General features: G+C 66.0%; 17 protein-coding genes. 10 read left to right on the top strand and 7 right to left on the bottom strand.

What is annotated here, in order from left to right:
• Nucleotides 1–5: 5 nt before the first annotated feature.
• On the top strand, nt 6–458 hold the full coding sequence (locus ACZ45Z_RS05270; protein WP_468356373.1) for a hypothetical protein: 453 nt from the start codon (nt 6–8) through the stop codon (nt 456–458).
• Between the two features lie 668 nt (nt 459–1126).
• On the opposite strand, the gene ACZ45Z_RS05265 is transcribed toward ACZ45Z_RS05270, so the two are convergent.
• The gene (locus tag ACZ45Z_RS05265) at nt 1127–1720 is read right to left on the bottom strand and encodes a TetR/AcrR family transcriptional regulator (protein ID WP_468356370.1); all 594 of its coding nucleotides are present in this window, start codon (nt 1718–1720) and stop codon (nt 1127–1129) included.
• A gap of 366 nt (nt 1721–2086) precedes the next feature.
• Between ACZ45Z_RS05265 and ACZ45Z_RS05260 the strand changes: the two genes are divergently transcribed.
• From ACZ45Z_RS05260 to ACZ45Z_RS05225, 8 genes are all read left to right on the top strand, one after another.
• The gene (locus tag ACZ45Z_RS05260; protein ID WP_468356367.1) at nt 2087–2476 is read left to right on the top strand and encodes a VOC family protein; all 390 of its coding nucleotides are present in this window, start codon (nt 2087–2089) and stop codon (nt 2474–2476) included.
• 84 nt (nt 2477–2560) lie between these two features.
• Entirely contained in the window at nt 2561–3274 is a 714-nt protein-coding gene (locus ACZ45Z_RS05255; protein ID WP_468356364.1) for an NADPH-dependent F420 reductase, read from the top strand.
• The gene (locus tag ACZ45Z_RS05250; RefSeq protein WP_468356361.1) at nt 3271–4446 is read left to right on the top strand and encodes a winged helix DNA-binding domain-containing protein; all 1176 of its coding nucleotides are present in this window, start codon (nt 3271–3273) and stop codon (nt 4444–4446) included. Before ACZ45Z_RS05255 ends, ACZ45Z_RS05250 begins: the two co-directional genes overlap by 4 nt.
• 84 nt (nt 4447–4530) lie before the next feature.
• Entirely contained in the window at nt 4531–5079 is a 549-nt protein-coding gene (locus ACZ45Z_RS05245; RefSeq protein ID WP_468356358.1) for a winged helix-turn-helix domain-containing protein, read from the top strand.
• Nucleotides 5076–5666, top strand: coding sequence for an IS630 family transposase (locus ACZ45Z_RS05240; RefSeq protein ID WP_468356355.1), 591 nt, complete (start codon nt 5076–5078; stop codon nt 5664–5666). The genes ACZ45Z_RS05245 and ACZ45Z_RS05240 overlap by 4 nt, the downstream gene beginning before the upstream one ends.
• A 1522-nt stretch (nt 5667–7188) precedes the next feature.
• Nucleotides 7189–7464 (top strand): hypothetical protein, encoded by a 276-nt coding sequence (locus ACZ45Z_RS05235; RefSeq protein WP_468356352.1) that lies wholly within the window; start codon nt 7189–7191, stop codon nt 7462–7464.
• Between the two features lie 202 nt (nt 7465–7666).
• Entirely contained in the window at nt 7667–8032 is a 366-nt protein-coding gene (locus tag ACZ45Z_RS05230) for a hypothetical protein (protein WP_468356350.1), read from the top strand.
• Between the two features lie 372 nt (nt 8033–8404).
• A complete protein-coding gene (locus tag ACZ45Z_RS05225) occupies nt 8405–9262 on the top strand; it encodes a hypothetical protein (protein WP_468356347.1) in 858 nt (285 codons plus the stop codon).
• 36 nt (nt 9263–9298) lie between these two features.
• Here ACZ45Z_RS05225 and ACZ45Z_RS05220 read toward each other — a convergent pair whose 3' ends face one another.
• From ACZ45Z_RS05220 to ACZ45Z_RS05210, 3 genes are all read right to left on the bottom strand, one after another.
• The gene (locus ACZ45Z_RS05220) at nt 9299–10150 is read right to left on the bottom strand and encodes an aldo/keto reductase (protein ID WP_468356344.1); all 852 of its coding nucleotides are present in this window, start codon (nt 10148–10150) and stop codon (nt 9299–9301) included.
• Nucleotides 10084–11295, bottom strand: a complete 1212-nt coding sequence (locus ACZ45Z_RS05215) for a JmjC domain-containing protein (protein ID WP_468356341.1) — start codon at nt 11293–11295, stop codon at nt 10084–10086. The genes ACZ45Z_RS05220 and ACZ45Z_RS05215 overlap by 67 nt, the downstream gene beginning before the upstream one ends.
• A 716-nt stretch (nt 11296–12011) precedes the next feature.
• Nucleotides 12012–12503 carry an ATP-binding protein gene (locus ACZ45Z_RS05210; protein ID WP_468356338.1) on the bottom strand — a complete coding sequence of 164 codons (492 nt, stop codon included), beginning with the start codon at nt 12501–12503 and terminating at the stop codon, nt 12012–12014.
• A 239-nt stretch (nt 12504–12742) separates the two neighbouring features.
• Between ACZ45Z_RS05210 and ACZ45Z_RS05205 the strand changes: the two genes are divergently transcribed.
• Complete coding sequence (locus tag ACZ45Z_RS05205; protein WP_468356335.1) at nt 12743–14086, top strand: transcriptional regulator; 1344 nt, start codon at nt 12743–12745, stop codon at nt 14084–14086.
• A gap of 756 nt (nt 14087–14842) precedes the next feature.
• Here the strand turns inward: ACZ45Z_RS05205 and ACZ45Z_RS05200 are convergent.
• From ACZ45Z_RS05200 to ACZ45Z_RS05190, 3 genes are all read right to left on the bottom strand, one after another.
• The gene (locus tag ACZ45Z_RS05200) at nt 14843–15007 is read right to left on the bottom strand and encodes a hypothetical protein (protein ID WP_468356332.1); all 165 of its coding nucleotides are present in this window, start codon (nt 15005–15007) and stop codon (nt 14843–14845) included.
• 512 nt (nt 15008–15519) lie between these two features.
• Entirely contained in the window at nt 15520–15726 is a 207-nt protein-coding gene (locus ACZ45Z_RS05195) for a hypothetical protein (protein WP_468356329.1), read from the bottom strand.
• A 69-nt stretch (nt 15727–15795) separates the two neighbouring features.
• On the bottom strand, nt 15796–16614 hold the full coding sequence (locus ACZ45Z_RS05190) for a S1 family peptidase (protein WP_468356326.1): 819 nt from the start codon (nt 16612–16614) through the stop codon (nt 15796–15798).
• Nucleotides 16615–17938 lie beyond the last annotated feature (1324 nt).

Raw genomic sequence — 17938 nt, 5'->3', positions numbered from 1 at the left:
CCCCCATGACTGACAACGAAAACCGCGCAACCCTCCTCTTCTACCCTCCGGTCGACAACGCGAACTCATGGCACATGACCTTCGAAGGCTTCGAAGCAGCCCTCAAGCGCCAGTTTCCTGATGCCGTCACACAGTTGATGCCCACTAGGTTCCGGGGCGGGAGCTACCTGGACTTCGAGGTGACGGTGGGGCAGGGAGCCGACGTCCAGGGCATGGCGACCATTCCCGTGGAGGAGTGCGGCTGCATCACGCTTATCGGGATCTCCCCAGGGGAAGCCGCTCCTATCGCGAAATGGCTGCGCGACGAGTTCAGCCCCTCTCCCGAACTCATCCGGTTCAGCAGCGAGGGGGCGATGGAAATCGGTGACGAAACCCACTGGGAGCTGCCGGCCTCTGGAAATGAGGAAGAGATTGAGGAGGACCTCCGGGCGCACATCGCCTACATCGAGAGCGTCTGAATCGGCGGAGACAAGACATGCGTCGCTTGGGCTGAAAAGCGACCAGTCCGCTGCCTAGCCGGCGCCAAGGTACTGAACTTGATTGGATGTCGGGCCGTCGCCTGACAGCGTCTGAGTCGGGTCGGTAGCTGTGGGATGTGAGATACGCGCAGGGCAGCGGTTTGACCGATGCCAAGAGGATTGCGAGGGAGCGGGTCGGCTGGAGGCAGTCGATCGCTTAGAGAGCCCCAGCCCCCAGGAATTGGAGAGCCTTGGCGGTGATGTAGCGGTCATAGGAGGTGTCTACAGGTAGGTCGGCACCGCCGCACTGGCGACAGGAAGCCTCCGATGCCGCCAGTCTGAGGCGGGGGCCGCTGCCGCAAGTCCAATACCCGCGGTAGTAACGGTGACTGCAAGGGTTGCGAAGGTTCTGCGAGCGTCCATGGCTGACGAACTCCATGCGAATCCTTGCGGTTACGAAGCACCACCCATGTGGGCAATCGGCATCCCGCACGCAACGCGGCTAGCCGACAGTGCCCGCTCACGGACAGGCATGGCCGATACCGGCTGAAGAAGCGGCTGCGGCAGGAAGGCGCCCTGACCGCGCGCCCGGCTCCCGCCGCGAAAGAGCACGTGGAGGGCGTGGCCGACGTCGGGCGCCTCCCAGGCGATGACACGGCACCTCCGGGTCAGTGGTCGACTGCGGGATGGGGGCGGAGGATGTGTCGCAGGACCGTTTCGAGGTCGGTGCGGGTGAGGGTGTGGGTGCCGGCGAGGCCGCGGAGGGTAAGGCCGTTGAGGGCGGCGGCGGTGGCGGTGGCGGTGAGGGTGTCGGTGTAGTGGGCGAGGGCGTGGACGGTTGCGTCGGTGTAGCGGTCGGCCAGCGGACGCAGGGCGGGGCGTCGCAGCGCTGCGAGGTAGAGCTCGAATTCGGTGACCTGCTGATCGCGGTCGGGGCCGAAGCAGCGCAGGAGGACGTCGGTGAGCAGGACGGCGAGGGTGTCGGTGCTCAGGTCGGGGCGCTCAGCGACCCAGTTGTCGAGGTAGGCGGCGTAGCGGTCGGTGGCCCGGGTGAGGGCGGCGGTGATCAGGTCGTCCTTGGTGGCGAAGTGGTAGGTGGTCGCCCCCAGAGGGACGCCGGCCTCCTCGGCGACTGCGCGGTGGGTCACCCCCTCGATGCCACGCTCGGCGATGACCTTTTCCGTGGCGGCGGCGATCTCCTCTATGCGCCGCTGTGGGTCACGTCGCCGCCGCGCCGGCGACGGGGGCTTCTCGTCGGCCATCCGGTCTCTCCCACCTTTCGCAGGCATCCAGGCCCTTCCTGATGTACGTACGTACTATACGACCTCCAGAATGAGGTGCACCTCCCGTCTGGGGTGACGCCTACCCGTCGCCGAGTTCACTCGTCCGCGAGTTCTGCCACGCAGATTGCACACCACCTCTACTGCCCCTCATCTGCGACGATCCGGACCACTCATGCCACGACCCCGAACACCCTTATGCCCGAGTTGCGAGCATGCCTGGGTTGGCTTACAGTACAGATGTACTGTTCATTTCGGTGAGCCGCCCAGCGAGCGACTGCTGAGGCTCCCGAAGCGGCGCAGCCGCGGTCCGCGGGCGCCGTGCCCTCTGTTCAAGGAGTGATTGAGATGCAGGCTCCCGCCATCTCCGCGTGCCTGGGCGTGAAGGACACCCAGGTGACCGTCGACTTCTACGAGAAGCTCGGCTTCACCGCCCTGCCCACGGGCGCGAACACCGACAACGACGATGATCTGCGCATCCTGCTCTTCGGGGGCGAGTTCGCGCTCATGATCCAGCGCCATGACCAGCTGCGGAAGTGGCTCCCGCCGCTGCAGGACACCCCCGTCGGCGCCTTCGGCATGTTCTACCTCGCCGTCGACGACGTCGACAGCTTCGTCGAGCGGATCCGGCCCCTGGTGGACGTGGTCAAGGAGACCGAGGTGCAGGGCCGGACGGTCATCTACTTCACCGACCCCGACGGCTACATCATCGGCGTCAACCAGAAGCAGACCTGGTAACCCACCCGCCGTGGGCGGCCTACCAGGGCCGCCCCGCCCACGCCCCGTCACGCCGGTGGCGGGGCAGCGACCAGAGGAACCACGATGAAGATCGCAGTGCTGGGCACCGGCGCGGTGGGCCGCGCCCATGCCGCCGCCCTGACCGCCCTCGGCCACCAAGTGACCGTCGGCACCCGCAGCCCCCAGGCCACACGCTCGCGCACCGCCCCGGACAGCATGGGCACCGAGCCCTTCTCCGCCTGGGCTGAGCAGCACCCGGACATATCCCTGGCTAACTACGCCCAGGCCGCGGCCGACGCCGAATTGCTGGTCAACGCCACCGCCGGCGCCACCTCGCTGAGCGCCCTGACTGCCGCCGGGGCCGACAGCCTGGCCGGAAAAGTACTCATCGACACCGCCACACCCAACGACTTCACCACCCCGGTCGCTGCCCCGCTGGCGGCCCCGTGGGGCGGGTCCGCGCCGCTGTTGGACCCGGTGGGCAACGACAGCCTCGCCGAACAGATCCAGCGCGCCTTCCCCCTGACGAAGGTGGTCAAGGCCGTCAACACCGTCGCCGCCCACCTGATGACCGACCCCGCCGCCCTGGCCGCCGCAGACCACACCCTCTTCCTCGCCGGCAACGACCAAGACGCCAAGCGCCAGGTCACCGACCTGCTGACCGCCTACGGATGGCGCGACATCATCGACCTCGGCGACCTACCCGCCGCCCGCGCCACTGAAATGCTCCAACCCCTCTACCTCTCCCTGGCCCGCACCTTCGGACACGAGCACTTCAACCTCAAGGTCGTCCGGTGAGCCCCACGCCCACCACGCTGCGCCGCATCAGCCCCGGTGAGCGCCGCGCCCGTCTAGTCCGCCGCCACCTGCTCGCCCCTTCGGCGCGCGTCGACAGCCCCGAGGAGGTCACCGACGCCCTGGTCGCCCTGCACGCCACCGATCCCGCCACCGTCTTCCTGTCGGCGGCCGCCCGCATGACCACCCCGAACGTCACCACCATCGAGCAGGCTCTCTACGAGGACGTCACCCTGGCGCGCCTGCGCTGCATGCGCCGCACCATGTTCGTCGTCCCTGCCGCGCTTGCGCCCACCGCCCAAGCAGCGACGGCCAAACTCTCCGTCAACCACCGCGCGGACGCGGTAAAACTTCTGCGTGAGGCCGCCGGTTGGGACGAGGCGCGCTACACCGTCGTCGAACGCGACCTCCGCGACGCTCTCGGGGCGCGAGGTGCAGCCTCGGCTGCCGAACTCGCCGCTGACATCCCCGCCCTGCGCGAGCAGATCGTCACCTTCCCCGGCAAGTCTTACGAGTCCCGCCAACGCGTGAGCTCACCGATCCTCGGCGCCCTGGCCGCCGACGGTCACATCCGCCGTGCCCGCCCCGCCGGCTCCTGGACCTCCGCCCAGTTCCGCTGGGCGCCCGCTGAACCCCTCCCGCAGGTCCCTCCGGCAGAGGCGAAGACTACCCTCGCCCGGCACTACCTCGCAGCCTTCGGACCCGCCACGGCCGACGACCTCAAGTGGTGGACCGGATGGAGTCTCACCGACACCCGCAAAGCCCTGGCCGGCGTCGGCGCCGAAGCCGTCGAACTCGACGAAGGCACCGGCTATCTCCTGCCCGACGACACCGAACCCCCGCCCACTCCCGAGCCTGCAGTGGCACTCCTGCCGAGCCTGGACCCCACGGCCATGGGCTGGCGCCACCGAGCGTTCTACCTCCACGCGGACCACACCGGGGCCCTGTTCGACCGCAACGGCAACATCGGCCCCACCCTGTGGTGGAACGGCCGCATCATCGGCGTCTGGGCCCAACGCCCCGACCGCCGCATCACCCACCACTTCCTGATCGACCCCGGCAAGCAAGCACGCAAAGCCGTCGAGCAGGAGATCAACCGGCTGACGGCCTTCCTCGCCGACACCCGCATCACCCCCTGCTACCGCACACCCCTAGAACGCCAACTCGCCACATAACAACCACAGCCACGGCGCTCAGGTAGACAGCGCCCCACGCCGTTTTCGCCCACCGTCTTACTGAACTTTCCGTAAGTTCGGTGGGTGTGGTGGCCGTGTGAGTGGGAGGCTGTCGGGGTGGCTTATCAACCTTCCCCTTCGGTTGCCGGCTCCTCCCTCCCTCCTTTGTCGCGGCCTCAGTTGGCGGAGGCGCATCGTGTTCGGGCAGTCGAATTGTTTGAGGACGGCGTCTCGAATGCGGAGATCGCGAGGGCGGTGGGGGAGTGTGCCGAGAGTGTGCGGCGTTGGCGGCGGGTGTGGGAGCAAGGCGGTTCTTCGGCCTTGCGGCGACGGGCAGCCACCGGGCGCCCACCCAAGCTGGACGACACCCAGGTCGAGACGGTCCGGGCCGCGTTGGAGCAAGGTGCCCAGGCTCATGGTTTCGAGGCTGACCTGTGGACCCTGGAACGAGTCGGCGCGGTCGTCACCCGGGCCACGGGGGTGGTGTTGTCGAGGGCGTCGGTGTGGCGGCTGCTGACCGGCCGGCTCGGATGGAGCCTGCAACGTCCCGAGCGGCGGGCGGTCGAGCGGGACGAGTCGGAGATCGCCCGATGGATCGCGCACAAGTGGCCGCGCATCAAAAAGGGGCCGTGAACACACGCGCCTGGATCGTCTTCCTCGACGAATCAGGCGTCTCCCTGCTCCCCCAGGTCCGCCGCACCTACTCGCCCCGAGGGCAGACTCCGCTCCTGCGGCACCGCCAGAACTGCAAGCGCGCGTCAATGGCCGGGGCCTTGGGTTACCACTCCACCGAGCCCGATCGCGGGGCCCGCCTGTGCTTCCACCTCAAACCCGGCAGCTACCACACCGCCGGACTCATCGAGGTCCTGGAGCAGATGAAGGTGTTCTACCGCGGCGAGCGAGTGGTCCTGGTCTGGGACGGCCTGTCCGCCCACTGGAACCGGGCGATGCAGGCATGGGTCGCCGAACAGGCACGGCTCACCCTGGAACGATTACCCGCCTACGCTCCCGAGCTGAACCCGGTGGAACTGCTGTGGTCCTCGCTCAAGAAGCGTGAACTCGCCAACCTCACCGGCGACCACCTCGCCGATGTCGCCGACGCCACCGAGCAAGGCATCCACCGCATCAACACCAACCCCCAACTGCCGTGGTCATTCCTCGCCCATACCGGACTGACCATCCACCCACCACACCCACCGAACTTACGAAAAGATCAGTAGTCGGCGTCTTGCCTTCACACTGGGCAATAGCGGGCTTGGCACCCTAACGATCGGCAATCGGCACCCCGGTGACAGGAGGGCGGGGCGCCTCGGTCACCGACGTGCTCGGCGAGAAGGCATCGGCTTCAGTGAGGCAAGGGGGTGCGTACCTGCTGGGACGGTCGGAGAACTGGCCACCGGTGCCGGCATCGGTGGTTGGTGATGAAACATGACATCGACGGCGTCCAGATCAGCTTCGGAAAACGTGACGGTTCGGCCTTTCCTTGAGTGCGGCAACCGCTTGATGTTCTCTGCCAGCCACCGAGGCTGAACTCGAAGGATCTCCGCCGCCTCCGGATACGTGTATCTCCGGGCTGGTCTACTAACCGACGAGCCCCCTGCGTCTTCTAGCTCCACTGGACTCCTTCCTGATACGACGCGCCTGTGCAGGCAGGAGCGCTAGATTCGCGAAGTGCGCCTTTCGCAGAGACTGGGCGGCACCGTCGACCTGCTGCGCTGCCCCGTCCCGGTGGAGCTCGCGGGCTCAACGACAAAGCGTGACTCGCTGGCCCTCCGAGCGGCCTCTGCACGAGCAGACCGATCGGCAGTATTCGCCCAGCTCCCGTGCGCCGCTTGGCGACTCCGCAACCGCCCACTCATCGCAGGTCATCCTCCTCTCGTGAAAGTCAATGCCACCATCCGAGCACCATGCACCCCGTGCGGGCTTGATCAACCCCACGTTCGGGTGAAAAGCGCGCGACTACGGGTCTGACTAGCACCAGAGGGGTTATAAGCGCGAGCCGTGGAGGATAGCTTCAAGCCCCGGCATCCGGAATGCAAGAACGGGCGTGAAAAATCGAAGGGTCACACGTCGCTCACTCCTCCCTGTGCCTGTCCGCCACCGCCTCTGGGGCCCCACAAATCAAGAAGCTCGCGCAGCTCATGAAACCCTTCCCCTCACTGGAGGCGCTCAAGAGGGACCTAGATGCCTGGGAGCTAACACTCACCTGAGATCACCTGAGCACCTACATCCAGCACCGTGATTAACAGCTACGTCAGCAGATTCTTCGACTGCGGTGAGTACAGGGCAGTCGCGGAGTCATACATAGTGAAGTTATGGGGCCGGCCTACACGGATGAAGGCTGGGCAGCCGAACGCAAGGAGGCGGAGCAGGCACGCCTGGCCGAGCTCGCCCACCGGCATCTTGCCGCCAGGCCCAAGCGTTCCGTGCGGGCCGCCGTAGATGACCGCCATGCGGGCGGATGAGGGACTCCCGATGGCGGGGCGATGTGCGGTCCTGCCAGCAACGCCGTCTGCGGCAACGTCCCAGGCCCGCAGTTCCCGAGGAGAAACAAAGCCAACAGTCGCCGCCCACAATCGTGCTGTGCGGCGTCGGCAGTGCCGTCACTGCCCGTGTGCCTCACCAGGCGTCAGCCAACAGACGGTTTTCACACTGTCGGATGAGATGGGTTGCGCAGCAGTTACCGCAGCGGACGTGAGCGAGTTGTTACGGGCAATCGAGTAGAAAGAAGAAAACCACATCATGCCTTTCGCGTCGAAGGTCACCGCCGAACAGCGCATCGAGCTGGCTGATCAAGTCATCGGCGGGGCCAGGACCATTCCGGAAATCAGCCAGCAGCATGAAGTTCCACGTAAGACCGTCGAAAGTTGGGTGCTCAAGCGGAAGCGCGAATTGGGCATCCCGGCCCCCAAGGGAGGAGATCGGACCCTGACCGGCACCTTGAAGAAGTACGAAAGGGAGAAGGAAGGGAGGGTCGCAGCGGAACAGACAAAGCCGAATCGTATTTGCAGCAATTGAACAAAGCCAAGGCCCAGCTGGAGGCTAACGAAAAGACCATCCTCGGCATGCAGGTGACGCTTGAGTACTACATGGCTCAGCATCGAGCCATCGAGCACGCCAGCCTGTGACCAAGCGCGCTGGTCGCATCTTCCGCCGTAGGAAACGTTTTCTTATGCGGAGAGCGGTTTGCTCCGCCATCGCATCCGGAGCGTTTCTCAGCGTGTCCGCCTGCGCAGAGACGCCGCAAGGCCATCAGGCGACTCTTAGGAAAGCGGCCGGAATTCCGAAATTCAGACTTCACTGCCACAAAGATCTTTGGGCGTATACCAAGGGAACCTGGATCAACACCAAGACCACCCGGCCCAAAAAAGGGATGGTGACGGTCGAAATGAGCGGACGCAATCTGGTCGAATACCTCGACTATCTGGACCAGCGTGGACACGATCGCGTCGATCCCGATGCCGCGTTCGCGAGGTTGTACGAAGCCATCACGCCCGTCGTGAATGCCACCAGGCCAGAGAAAAAGGGCGGCAGGTCAATCCCCGAAGTCACCGTGAAAGACCTGGACACGAAGATTCCCCGGTGACTTCAGCACCGCTATGACCCGCCAACTCAGATCACGGTGTACGGCACACTACGGCGACAGCAGCTCCAACGCCTCCCCATCGGAAGCGCTCCGCACCACCTTCGGCCTTGGGCAGGTGAGGGTCGCAGGCGGTGATCAGGACGCCCATCTCGCGCATCGCATGAGGGAGAGTCCATGGCCGGCCCAGCCGCACCACATCAGCCCCCTCGCGGCGCCGCGGTCACCAGCCTGTGAAGGGCCCCCGACGCGCCGACGCTGTTGGTCAATTCCGCCCCGCTGGAGCTCATCCAGCGGGGCGGAGTGCACCCAAGCCACAGATTCGCTCTTCGCCCTCCAGTGGCGGTAGCGTCGGTCAGTCGCCAAGGAGGCCCTGTGTCGTCTTCCCTGTCCACTACGGCCGCTGCTGATCTCCGCGTCGAACCGGTCGAAGCCGTGCTCCAAGACGTTGAGCTTGCCCTCCAAACGCACTTGGACCGGAGCTCGCTGGTGCGAAAGCGCCGTTCCTTGGGGGCGCGGACGGACCGTGACACCTGGGTGCGCATCGAGCGACGTCCGCTGGCCAAAATCGGAGGCCAGGGCTGGAACGGAACCGAGTGCGCAGCCCTGCTGGAAGGGATTGCCAAGCCCGAGTGGTATCGGGCCACAGCTTGGCGTCAGCCCGATGATGCCGTGATGTGGCGCGCCGACGAGACGGCTCTCCTGCCTGGAGAACCGATCGGCAGCAGCGTGCTACCTGCCGACCCCGGCCTGCCGGATGAATGGTGGCAGGGGCTGAATGCATCTCTGGACGCGCTCGCTGCCCAGCACACGCGTCGTGTTGCCACTCCGGACACTGTGGTGATCACCCAGCGCGGTGTGACCGACGCGGTCCGCCGGTTCCTTCCCAGCGGCTTCGACACGGCGGTGGGCCAGTGGAAGCCGGCGCATGCCGACCTCAACTGGGCGAACATGACGGCACCGCAGTTCTGCCTGTTCGACTGGGAGGACTGGGGCGTGGCCCCTCAAGGGCTCGATGCCGCATCCCTGTGGGGAAATTCCCTTGCCGTTCCGGCCCTGGCCGACCGTGTCCGCCTTGAACGGCAGCGCGACCTGCAGAGCCGGGACGGCAAGCTGATGACCTTGTTCGTCTGCGCGAAGATCCTGGCGCCCGACGCACACCCTGAGGACCCCCGACTTGAACCGGCACGCCAGATGGCGGCTCGGATCGTGGATGAACTTCAGCGGGGCTGAGGAAGTCATCGAAGTCAGCAGCGATACGTCGGAGACCTATTGAAGGTGAGCCCTCTCGCGGAGGAGGCTCCGATACGCGCGGACTCTCGCGCCGTTGACCTCGTACCGCAGCGCATCGAGCAGCTCCGCAAGGTGCACGGGATCATCTGAGCCGACAGCGACAGTGCTCACTTGCGGCAGCGAGTATGCGGTCCGGAAGGCTGCCTGCACGCCCGAGAGCGTGTCAGGGCCTTCAACGAACACTCGCGGGTCGAGCTTGGCCCACACCGGATCCTTGGTACTGCCGCCGAAGGGGCTCATTCCCCAGAGCTGGTTCGTGCTGAGGTGCCACCGGGCTGCGAGGTTCTCCGAGGCTTGCAGGACATCGATCCCGACCAGGAGACCGGCACGAATCATGACCACGGAGGGCCTGGGCGTCATACCGTCTATGAGGCCGGGCAGCGGGCGCGGATCCCACGAGGCGATGCCCCACGCCCCGCACAGCCCTTCCCCCGCGGCTCTCTCCAAAGCTGCGCAGGCCGCACTCAGGGCGTCCCGGCTGGCGGTCGAGGAGTCGGGCAGGGATCGTTCGGGGTTGTGAAGGAACACCAGATCCGGGGCACGGCCGAGGTCCCGGTTGGTCCGCTCAACAGCTTCCCTGAGCCGCAGGGGATCGAGGGAGTGCTCCGCTCGGCCGGCCCCTGGAAAGAATCCGACCTTGGTGGACACCGTGAAGCGGGAGAGAAGTTCGACCCCGACCTCCGCCAAGGCAGCGTGGGCCGAGAACGCGTGATAGTTAAAGCTGGTGTCGATCGCGTCGATCCCGAGGTCTAGCGCGCTGGTCAGGATCCGGCGTTCGTAACGAGACCGGTGTAGCCCGAGGACAACTCGGGGGTCAGGCTTGCGCACAGCTCCTCCTCCACCAGGATCTTCGCCACTGCCTCCACCTCGCTACCTACTACGCGCGCGACGACGTCCATCTGCACGGGGTGACCGCTCAGGAGCACGCGGAGTGCCAGTAGGGCTTTAGCCGCGAAGGTCAGTCTCTTGCCCGCGGCCACCACGATGACCGTCTCTCCCTCCACCTGGATGCTGGGAGGGAACTCCGTAACGCACGCCACAGCCTCAAGCGGACCGAAGATTTCCAAGAAGGGGACGTGGCGGGTTGCAGGGGCTTGCTCTTCGCGAAGCCTGAGGAAGTCCGCCGGGCCACGGGAGTCGATCAACGAGGAGGCGGCAGCAGAGAGCCGCAGTTGCTGAGCAACTTGCTCTTCGGGGTCTCCCCAGCGATCGAGGTCGTGGCGGAATACCTCTTCCTGGCGCGACCAGTCGGCTATCCAAGACAACCAACTCACAGCGGTGCGCTTGGCGAAGCCGAAGGTCACGTGGGTGCTGTGGCCGTCGCCTCGTCCCACGCGGGTGGCCGCGTGCCAGTAGCCGCGCGGGATGTGCATGACGTCGCCGGCCTTCATCGTGCCGGTCCAGACGATCTCTTCGCTGGGGGTGTTGTTGCGCTCCGCGTCACGGAACATGGGCACGGGCCGCGACGTCCCACGCACCTCCCACTGCTTCTCGCCGTCCAGTTGGAGGATGAGGACGTCGTGATCGTCCCAGTGCAGATCGAAGCCGGCGGCGTCGTTGGTGGTGAGGTATACGTTCGCCTGGACGTGCTCCCGGGACCACCACTGAAGCGCTCGGCATGCCACTTCCATCGTGGGATCGAAGACGTTGGACTGATCCAGGACCAGCGTCGCGCCCTCTCGAAGGAGGATTCCTACTCGGCGCATATCCGTCATAGGGATTGCCTGCCCGCGGGGTGAGACCTGCCGGTTGAGGTAGGCGTCAGGGTGCAGCTCTTCTCCGCCCTTGAAGAAACGGAACTGCGGGTTGGCGAGGCTGCGGCGCATGACCATGTCGAGCAAGCGGGGAGGCGTCAGCAACCGCCGCACCAGCTCGGTGTCACTGATACTTCCTCGGGCGAACTCTTTGCCGAGAGGCGCGGGACCATCCCATCCCAGCGCTTCCTCGACGGCGTGAACCAAAGCGTGCTTCACGGGCTGTTCCCTTCCTTGAGCCAGATGGGAGGCGGAGGGGACGCTGGCGCGCCCCCTCCGCCGGAGAACTAGCGGCTATGCCGCGTGGTTCAAGCCGTCGCCGCCGGGCCAGGGGCCGTCACCGGAACTGCCTTGCCCCGGATCGGATGCGCTGCTGTCGTGCCGGTCGTGGACGCTCGCGAGGACTTCCACGGCGACCAAGAGGCCCTCCTGGGTCGGAGGTGTTGTGTCTCCCACTGCGTGCTCCTTCCTCTACCGTTCTCCCACCGGGTCCGGCGGGCAGCTTGTTGGCGTACGGAGGCGTTGGCGGTGCGGCTTAACAGACACCCGCGGGTCACACCGTTCGACAGCACTGGAGCGGGTTCAGTAACCCGCGCGATGGGCGTCGGTCCGTCGGTGATGCCCTGTGTCGGGCAGGCACCGGGCATCGGACCGCATGTTGGCTTGTAGGACTCGCTGATCCAACTCGTACAGACATGCCCTGCATGCGTAGAAAGCAGCGTGCATGCCACTGGACTGCACGGGACCAATCCAGGTCACTTCGACGCCTCGCCGTCCGCACCACAGCCAGCACTCCCCCTCTGGCTGCCACTCGTGTCGGTCCCACAGGGCGTACGCCGTCGCCTGACCCGATACGGGATCGATGTCCCGGCGGGTCGGCCGGAACACCACATCGGGATCCGGGGGCGCCGACGGGCGTTGTGTTTGCGCCGCCATCAGGCAACCGCCAGGACGAGCGAGCGTGTCGCCGAATTGGCATGAGGGCTCGGCGCAGCCGTGAAGAACCGGCGCAGGACGGCAGCGCGGTCAGCTGGCGGCGGCTCCGCTACTGCGATCTCAGCCCATACGCGCTTACCGCCAGCAGTGGGCTCCCAACCCAGCCGAACAGCGAGGGACTCGACCAGAGCCAGGCCCCGTCCGCTCTCCTCCTCGTGGCCGGCCTTGATCATCAGAGGCACCGCAGAGTTGCCGTCGAGGACCTCGATCATCAGCCGGCCCGGCTGATGGTGCATGCCCACAGTGACAGGGCCTCCTGCGTGAATTACGGCGTTGGTGATGAGCTCCGATGCGACGAGGCGGATCACATCGGCTGTCTCGTCGTCCAGGGGCACACCCCACAACCGCACGTTCTCAACGATCGCGCGCCGCGCGGGCGAAACCTCACCTTCCGCGCCCGTGAGGGCGATGCGAGCAACGTGCGTAGACATGGCAAGCGCCTCCGAGGCCGATCGAGAGCGGTGCCGTCCGGGCCGGGGACGGCACTGCGGATCTGATCAACTGCTGGGGCTGCGTGGCGACTTCGCGGCCCGAACAGCGTGCAGCTAGTCAACGGCCAATGGCGGCGCCGACGGAACGTTTCCAGGGGGTTTCTCTCGATGAGACCGTGAACAATGGTGGGCACGCCGAGTAGTCTCCGAGTTACACCGCGAGGGGACGGAGCGATGACGTGCTGGACGAGGCGTTAGCAGTCCATCCGCTGACCTACATCCGCCAGTTGCGTGAATGGGGGAAGGCCGAATTCGCTCGACTCATGCAAGCCCACGGCAAGTCGCTGGGTATCTCATTGGCGACAAACCGCACCACCGTCTGGAAGTGGGAGCAGGGGCAGGAGCCAGACACCGACGCGCAGCGCGTCCTCGCTGACCTGCTGCGCGTCCCCGCCGCTCAGGCGCAAGCTTCTCCGTGGCCCAACTGGCTGCCCGTCTGGGAAGTGACCGGCCTCACTGCTCCCTGGACCGAGGCCGGTACCGTGGAAGCGTTGGCTGATCTGGTCGGGAGTGGACGCATGGACCGTCGAGGATTTCTCACCATTACAGGCACCGCCCTCGCGGGCCTGGCAGCAAGCTGGTCCGAGGCGCCATCAGCATTCGCCTCGGCACTTAACGGAGACCGCGTCACCGACACGATGGTCGCCACCATCGAGCAGCGCATCGGCACGCTGCGCGCCCTCGACGACCAGCTCGGCGGCGCCAGGCTCCTGGAACAGGCGCGAGGCGACTTGGCCCTTATCTCCGGCCTCCTCAGCGAGGGCCGCTACACAGAAGACATCGGCAGCCGCCTGTACGGCCTGGCCGCACGGGTATCCCACCTGACCGGCTGGATGGCGTACGACGCCGGCCTGCGCTCCGCAGGGCAGCAATACTACGTAGGAGCCCTGCGCAGCGCGCGCACAGCCGGGGACGACGCCTTCGGCGCCTTCGTCCTCGCTGAGATGGGCGTCCACGTCTCCGAAGCCGGGCGGACCGCAGAACGCGTTGAACTCATCACGACCGCCATCGAGAACGCCCCCCGCGCCCTGCCGCCTTACACCCAGTCGTTCCTCTACGTGCACCAGGCCGAAGCACTGTCTCGTGACGGCGACCACCAGCAGGCCGGCACCGCGCTGAACCGCGCACTCGCGCTATGGGACCGTCGCACAGATGACGAAGTCCCCGACTGGCTCGACTGGTACGGCGAGGCGCAGATGAAGTCGACAGAAGGCAAGGTCATGCTGCGCTCCGGCCAAGTGGAACGCGCCACTAGCTCCCTGGAGACCTCGGTCAGCAAGGCCGCACCCCAGGACAAGGCCGTACGCTCCAGCCGACTCGCTGAGGCACGCCTCGCAGGCAGCGACCTCGATGGTGCGCTGGACGCCGCCAACTACGGGGCCGAGCTCCTCGAAGACCAAGTCAGCTCCATGCGAGCCCTCAACCGGCTGAAAGAGTTCGCCGACCAGCTCGGCCCGCACGGGTCGGTTCCGGCGGTCCGGGAGTTCCGTGAGCGCATCCAGGCTCTACCAGTTGCTGCGTAAACCCCGCCCTAGCTAGGCCGCGAGCCGAGCAGGCGCAGGACAACCGTAAAAGCCCGGCACTCGCCAACCCCACTCAAACCCGATGTCACGGTCCGGTAACACGCCCGACCGGCCATGCTGCATAGGGCTACATTCGCCATCCGCTGGCATAGGGGCCAAATTGCCTGACGAGACGAGACAAGCGAGCAAGTTCGGAACGGCCATCGCGGGCAGCTTCCTCGTGTTGATGCTCATCCTGGCTTTCGTGCAGAGCTGCGACACCCCAGACACCACCCCGTCCGCAGATCCGACTGCAAGCAACGTGAGTAGCGACGACCAAGACTCGTCGACTGCCGACACGCACAGCGTCATGGTGGCCGGTGCCCGGTTCGACGAGTGGCCGTTCACGGTCGACTCCGGCACCTGCGGTGCCGAGACGGCACGTCCGTCACCTTCGAGGCCGACGGTACTGAGTACGGAGTCAACGGCACGGCGCACGATTCGGGCTACCCGTCCATGGAGCCCATTTGGGCCGACGATCCCGAGCTCGGACACGGCTTGAAGGTCGACATCACTGAGGTGTTGAACTACGGCCGCAGCCTGTGCTGATCCAGCTACATACCGCTGAGCGGCCAGCCAAAACACATGCGCATGAGGAACAGGACGTATCGGGCGCCCACCCCGGACCCAGACATCGCCATGACGGCTGGCTCCGGGCGTTAGACCGCGATCGTTCCGTACGCGGGTGTTTTCGGGTCTGCCCGGTGGGCGACCCGTTCACTCCGTTCGTTCGTAGACGCTCACTCGGCGGCCCCGCTCGATGCTGTCCGAGCGGCGCACGAAGTGCTCGTCGAGGGTGCGCTGCTTGGCGCGGTCGCGTGCCGAGTCGGGGTGGTGCGGCCCGGGATCGGTGACGAGGACTATACGCTGTGCGCCCAGCACGGCTCGCTCTATGTCGCGCGGTTCGGCCTCTAGCCGGGTGCGGGCAGGCGTCGAAGGCTGCCACGTGCGCGTCGTCGTACGTAGCCTCGATGAACGAGCGCGCCGACTCGTTGCCATACACATCCCGGCGAAAGCCCTGCCCTTCCGGCGCCGTCCAGCTCGCCATGCACTCCAGCACGTCGGCGGGGACCCTTGCAGGGTCGTCCCAGAACTGGACAATCACTCGGGGGACGGGAGCGGTCGGAACCGATTCGGAGGTATTCGAAAGCGTGCGCGTCAGATGCTGAAGGTATCGGGACCTGCGGACGTGGTCATCGACGATGTCCTCCGCACCGGCGTCGCGCCCGAAGGCTGCTCCCGGCTGAACGTCGTGGTCACGCGGGCCATGTGATGTGGGTGCAGTCATCGGTGCCCTTCTCCAGCGGCGTTACCCTGGGCCGATTCGACGCCGTGCGCAACGGTGTTTGGACTGTCCCGGGGAGTATGAAGCCGCGTCACTAGAGTCTAAGCGGCTAGCGTGGCGACCACCCTCGGCGCTCAAGTTCGCGGCGGAGAACCAGGTTCTCTCTATGGGCTTCCTCCAGGGTCTTCCGCAGCTCCGTGACCTTCTGGTGGTGCCGCTTCTTCAGCCGAGCGACCTCGGCGGTCAGCGCCATGACGATGCTGCTGTCGCTCCCGCTCTCGGCCTGGGCGCCCGGGCAGGGTCGCGGGATCGGCAACTGGGCTACAGGGAGCCTCAGAGTCGGGCCGTCTTCTGTTCACTCCCTGTTGCGAGAGCGCGGTCAGGCTCAGTTGGTCTGGTCCTTGATCCAGTCGGCGTAGTGGGCGACCCGGGTGTACACCGAGGCGCCGGTGCCGCACAGCGCGGGGTCGTTGCTGTTGATCCCCACCAGCTGCTGTTGCCCGTCGATCCACTGGACGGCCGGGCCACCATCATCGCCGGCGCATTCCTGGACTCCAGCGATGTCTCCGATGCAGCTTTCGATCGAAGAATCGAACGTGGGATCCTCGGTCAGGCACTGGATCCCCGAATGCACATGGCTCTCGCCAACCTGCAGGATGTCCGACAGCGGAGGGCAACCGAGCCCGCCTGTGCAGGTTTGGCCCCATCCGAGGACGGTGGCCGGTGGCGGATTGAGCAAGCTCCCGCTGAGGTCGTGATCAGCCACCGGGATAGGCGTGAGCCATCCGGGCATCGGCTGGTTGAGTTTCAGCAACGCCAGGTCGCCGTGCCGGTTGCCTGGCGAGTAGTCAGGATGCTCGCGAATTTCGGTAGCCAGTCGTCTCTCGGCGTCTTCGGTGGAGTTTCGACGGACGATGCCCCCATAGATTGTCACCTGATCGACGGGGGGCTGGCCGCTGGTTTGGTCGGTTACACAGTGAGCTGCGGTCATAACCCAGTCGTGGTGAATGATTTCGGCCCCGCACAGGTATTTGTTGCCACCTCGGTGGATGACGAGCATTGCTTGCCACGGATACTCACCTTCATGGGCATCACGTCCGTTGACAACGGCGTTGGCTGGTTGGCTGCCAAATCCGAGCAGTGATGCTGCGATGCACGCCAGGGAGACGGCCAGGGCTTTCATGCGTCGGATGAATCGGGTCATGGCCCGCACCTCCTGCGGTTTTCGGACACCCCTGCGGGGCAGCGTACGGGCGAGCTTGGGAGTTGCCCACGGCGCGGACCACGGCGCGCGATGCGGACGGAAGCATTCGACGAGCCGACCGCGCCCCGTTTCGGCCAGGCGCGGGTCGCGCGTCCGCCATGGAGCAGCCGTGTGTGGATCCTGCCAGGCCGGGCGCAACCCCTGCGAGAGACAACAGCGTCGACCGCAAGGTTCCCCAAGATCCCGTAGCTGGAGTCTCTCAACGTCGATCCACCCCTTGAGGAGGGCCGGGACGCCCGCCACTGCTCAAACGGGCAGTTGCAACGAGGTACCCCCAGACCGGTTCCGAACGAATCAACAACGCACGCATCCTCGCCGCCGGAACGAGCACTGTCGACTCACGCGGTCAGTTACGGGACAGCCCTTAGGCATGGTGACACTCTGCCGCCGCTTCTGCGCAGACGTGCGGCGCGCCGCGGGCGCAGGTGGAGGTCCTGCCTCTACCGGGATGCTGCTACAGAACAATGCCTCACCACGTAGGACACGGTCTTAGCCGCCTGGGCCGGGCAGGACACCTGATCAGCTTCCCTGCCCGTCCACGACCGCCACCTGTGCATCAGGTCGCGGCATCAGAAGCGCCACAACGCCGCTGTTGCCCTATCCCTCACCCGTGTCGATGGGCCCGAGCGAGCCGATGGCGAAAGCGCGCATCTGAGATCGGATTGTCAGTGCCGTGCGCAACACTGCGGACAGCCATTGAGAGGCGCGGACGCTAAGGGAGATGCTGTGCCTGCACGGAACCGGCAGGACCTGCCCATCGGCACGCGAATCGGGATTCACGAGGTCACTGGGGCGTCCGAACGCCGGCAGACTGCTGGTCGAAGCGGCTCCGCGCGAACCCGCAACCGGTACTTCTTACCGATGCGCTGCACCGCATGCCGGCGCGGCTTCGACGCGCGCGAAGACCGGCTGGCCGCGCCAGAGACTTCCTCTTGCGGCTCCTGCTTCGCAAGCCCCGGCCCGAACCCGGAAGCCCGCATCCGCGTCGAGCGGGTGTGGAAAGGGCATATTCAGGTGTACGAGCTACCGCTACCACGGGCAGTCGCGAGACAAGCTGGAGTCCTACCTGAACGTGTCTCGCACCCAGTGACCGCTCGGAGCTCCCCGCTCGCATAGCCGGAGAAGTCCCTGACTGCTGCGATACAGCCGGTCAGAGGCCCGTCGCGCATGAGCGATGCGTGAGCAGATCGACAAGCACCAGCCATCACGAGCGGGATTAACCGCCATGGTGGATGCTCCTGACCTGCACGGACAGCAGCACCCG

The organism is Streptomyces sp. NPDC031210, from assembly GCF_055570395.1.
Note: the sequence above shows the minus strand (reverse complement) of the source record. Positions and strands in the feature narration are given on the sequence as shown.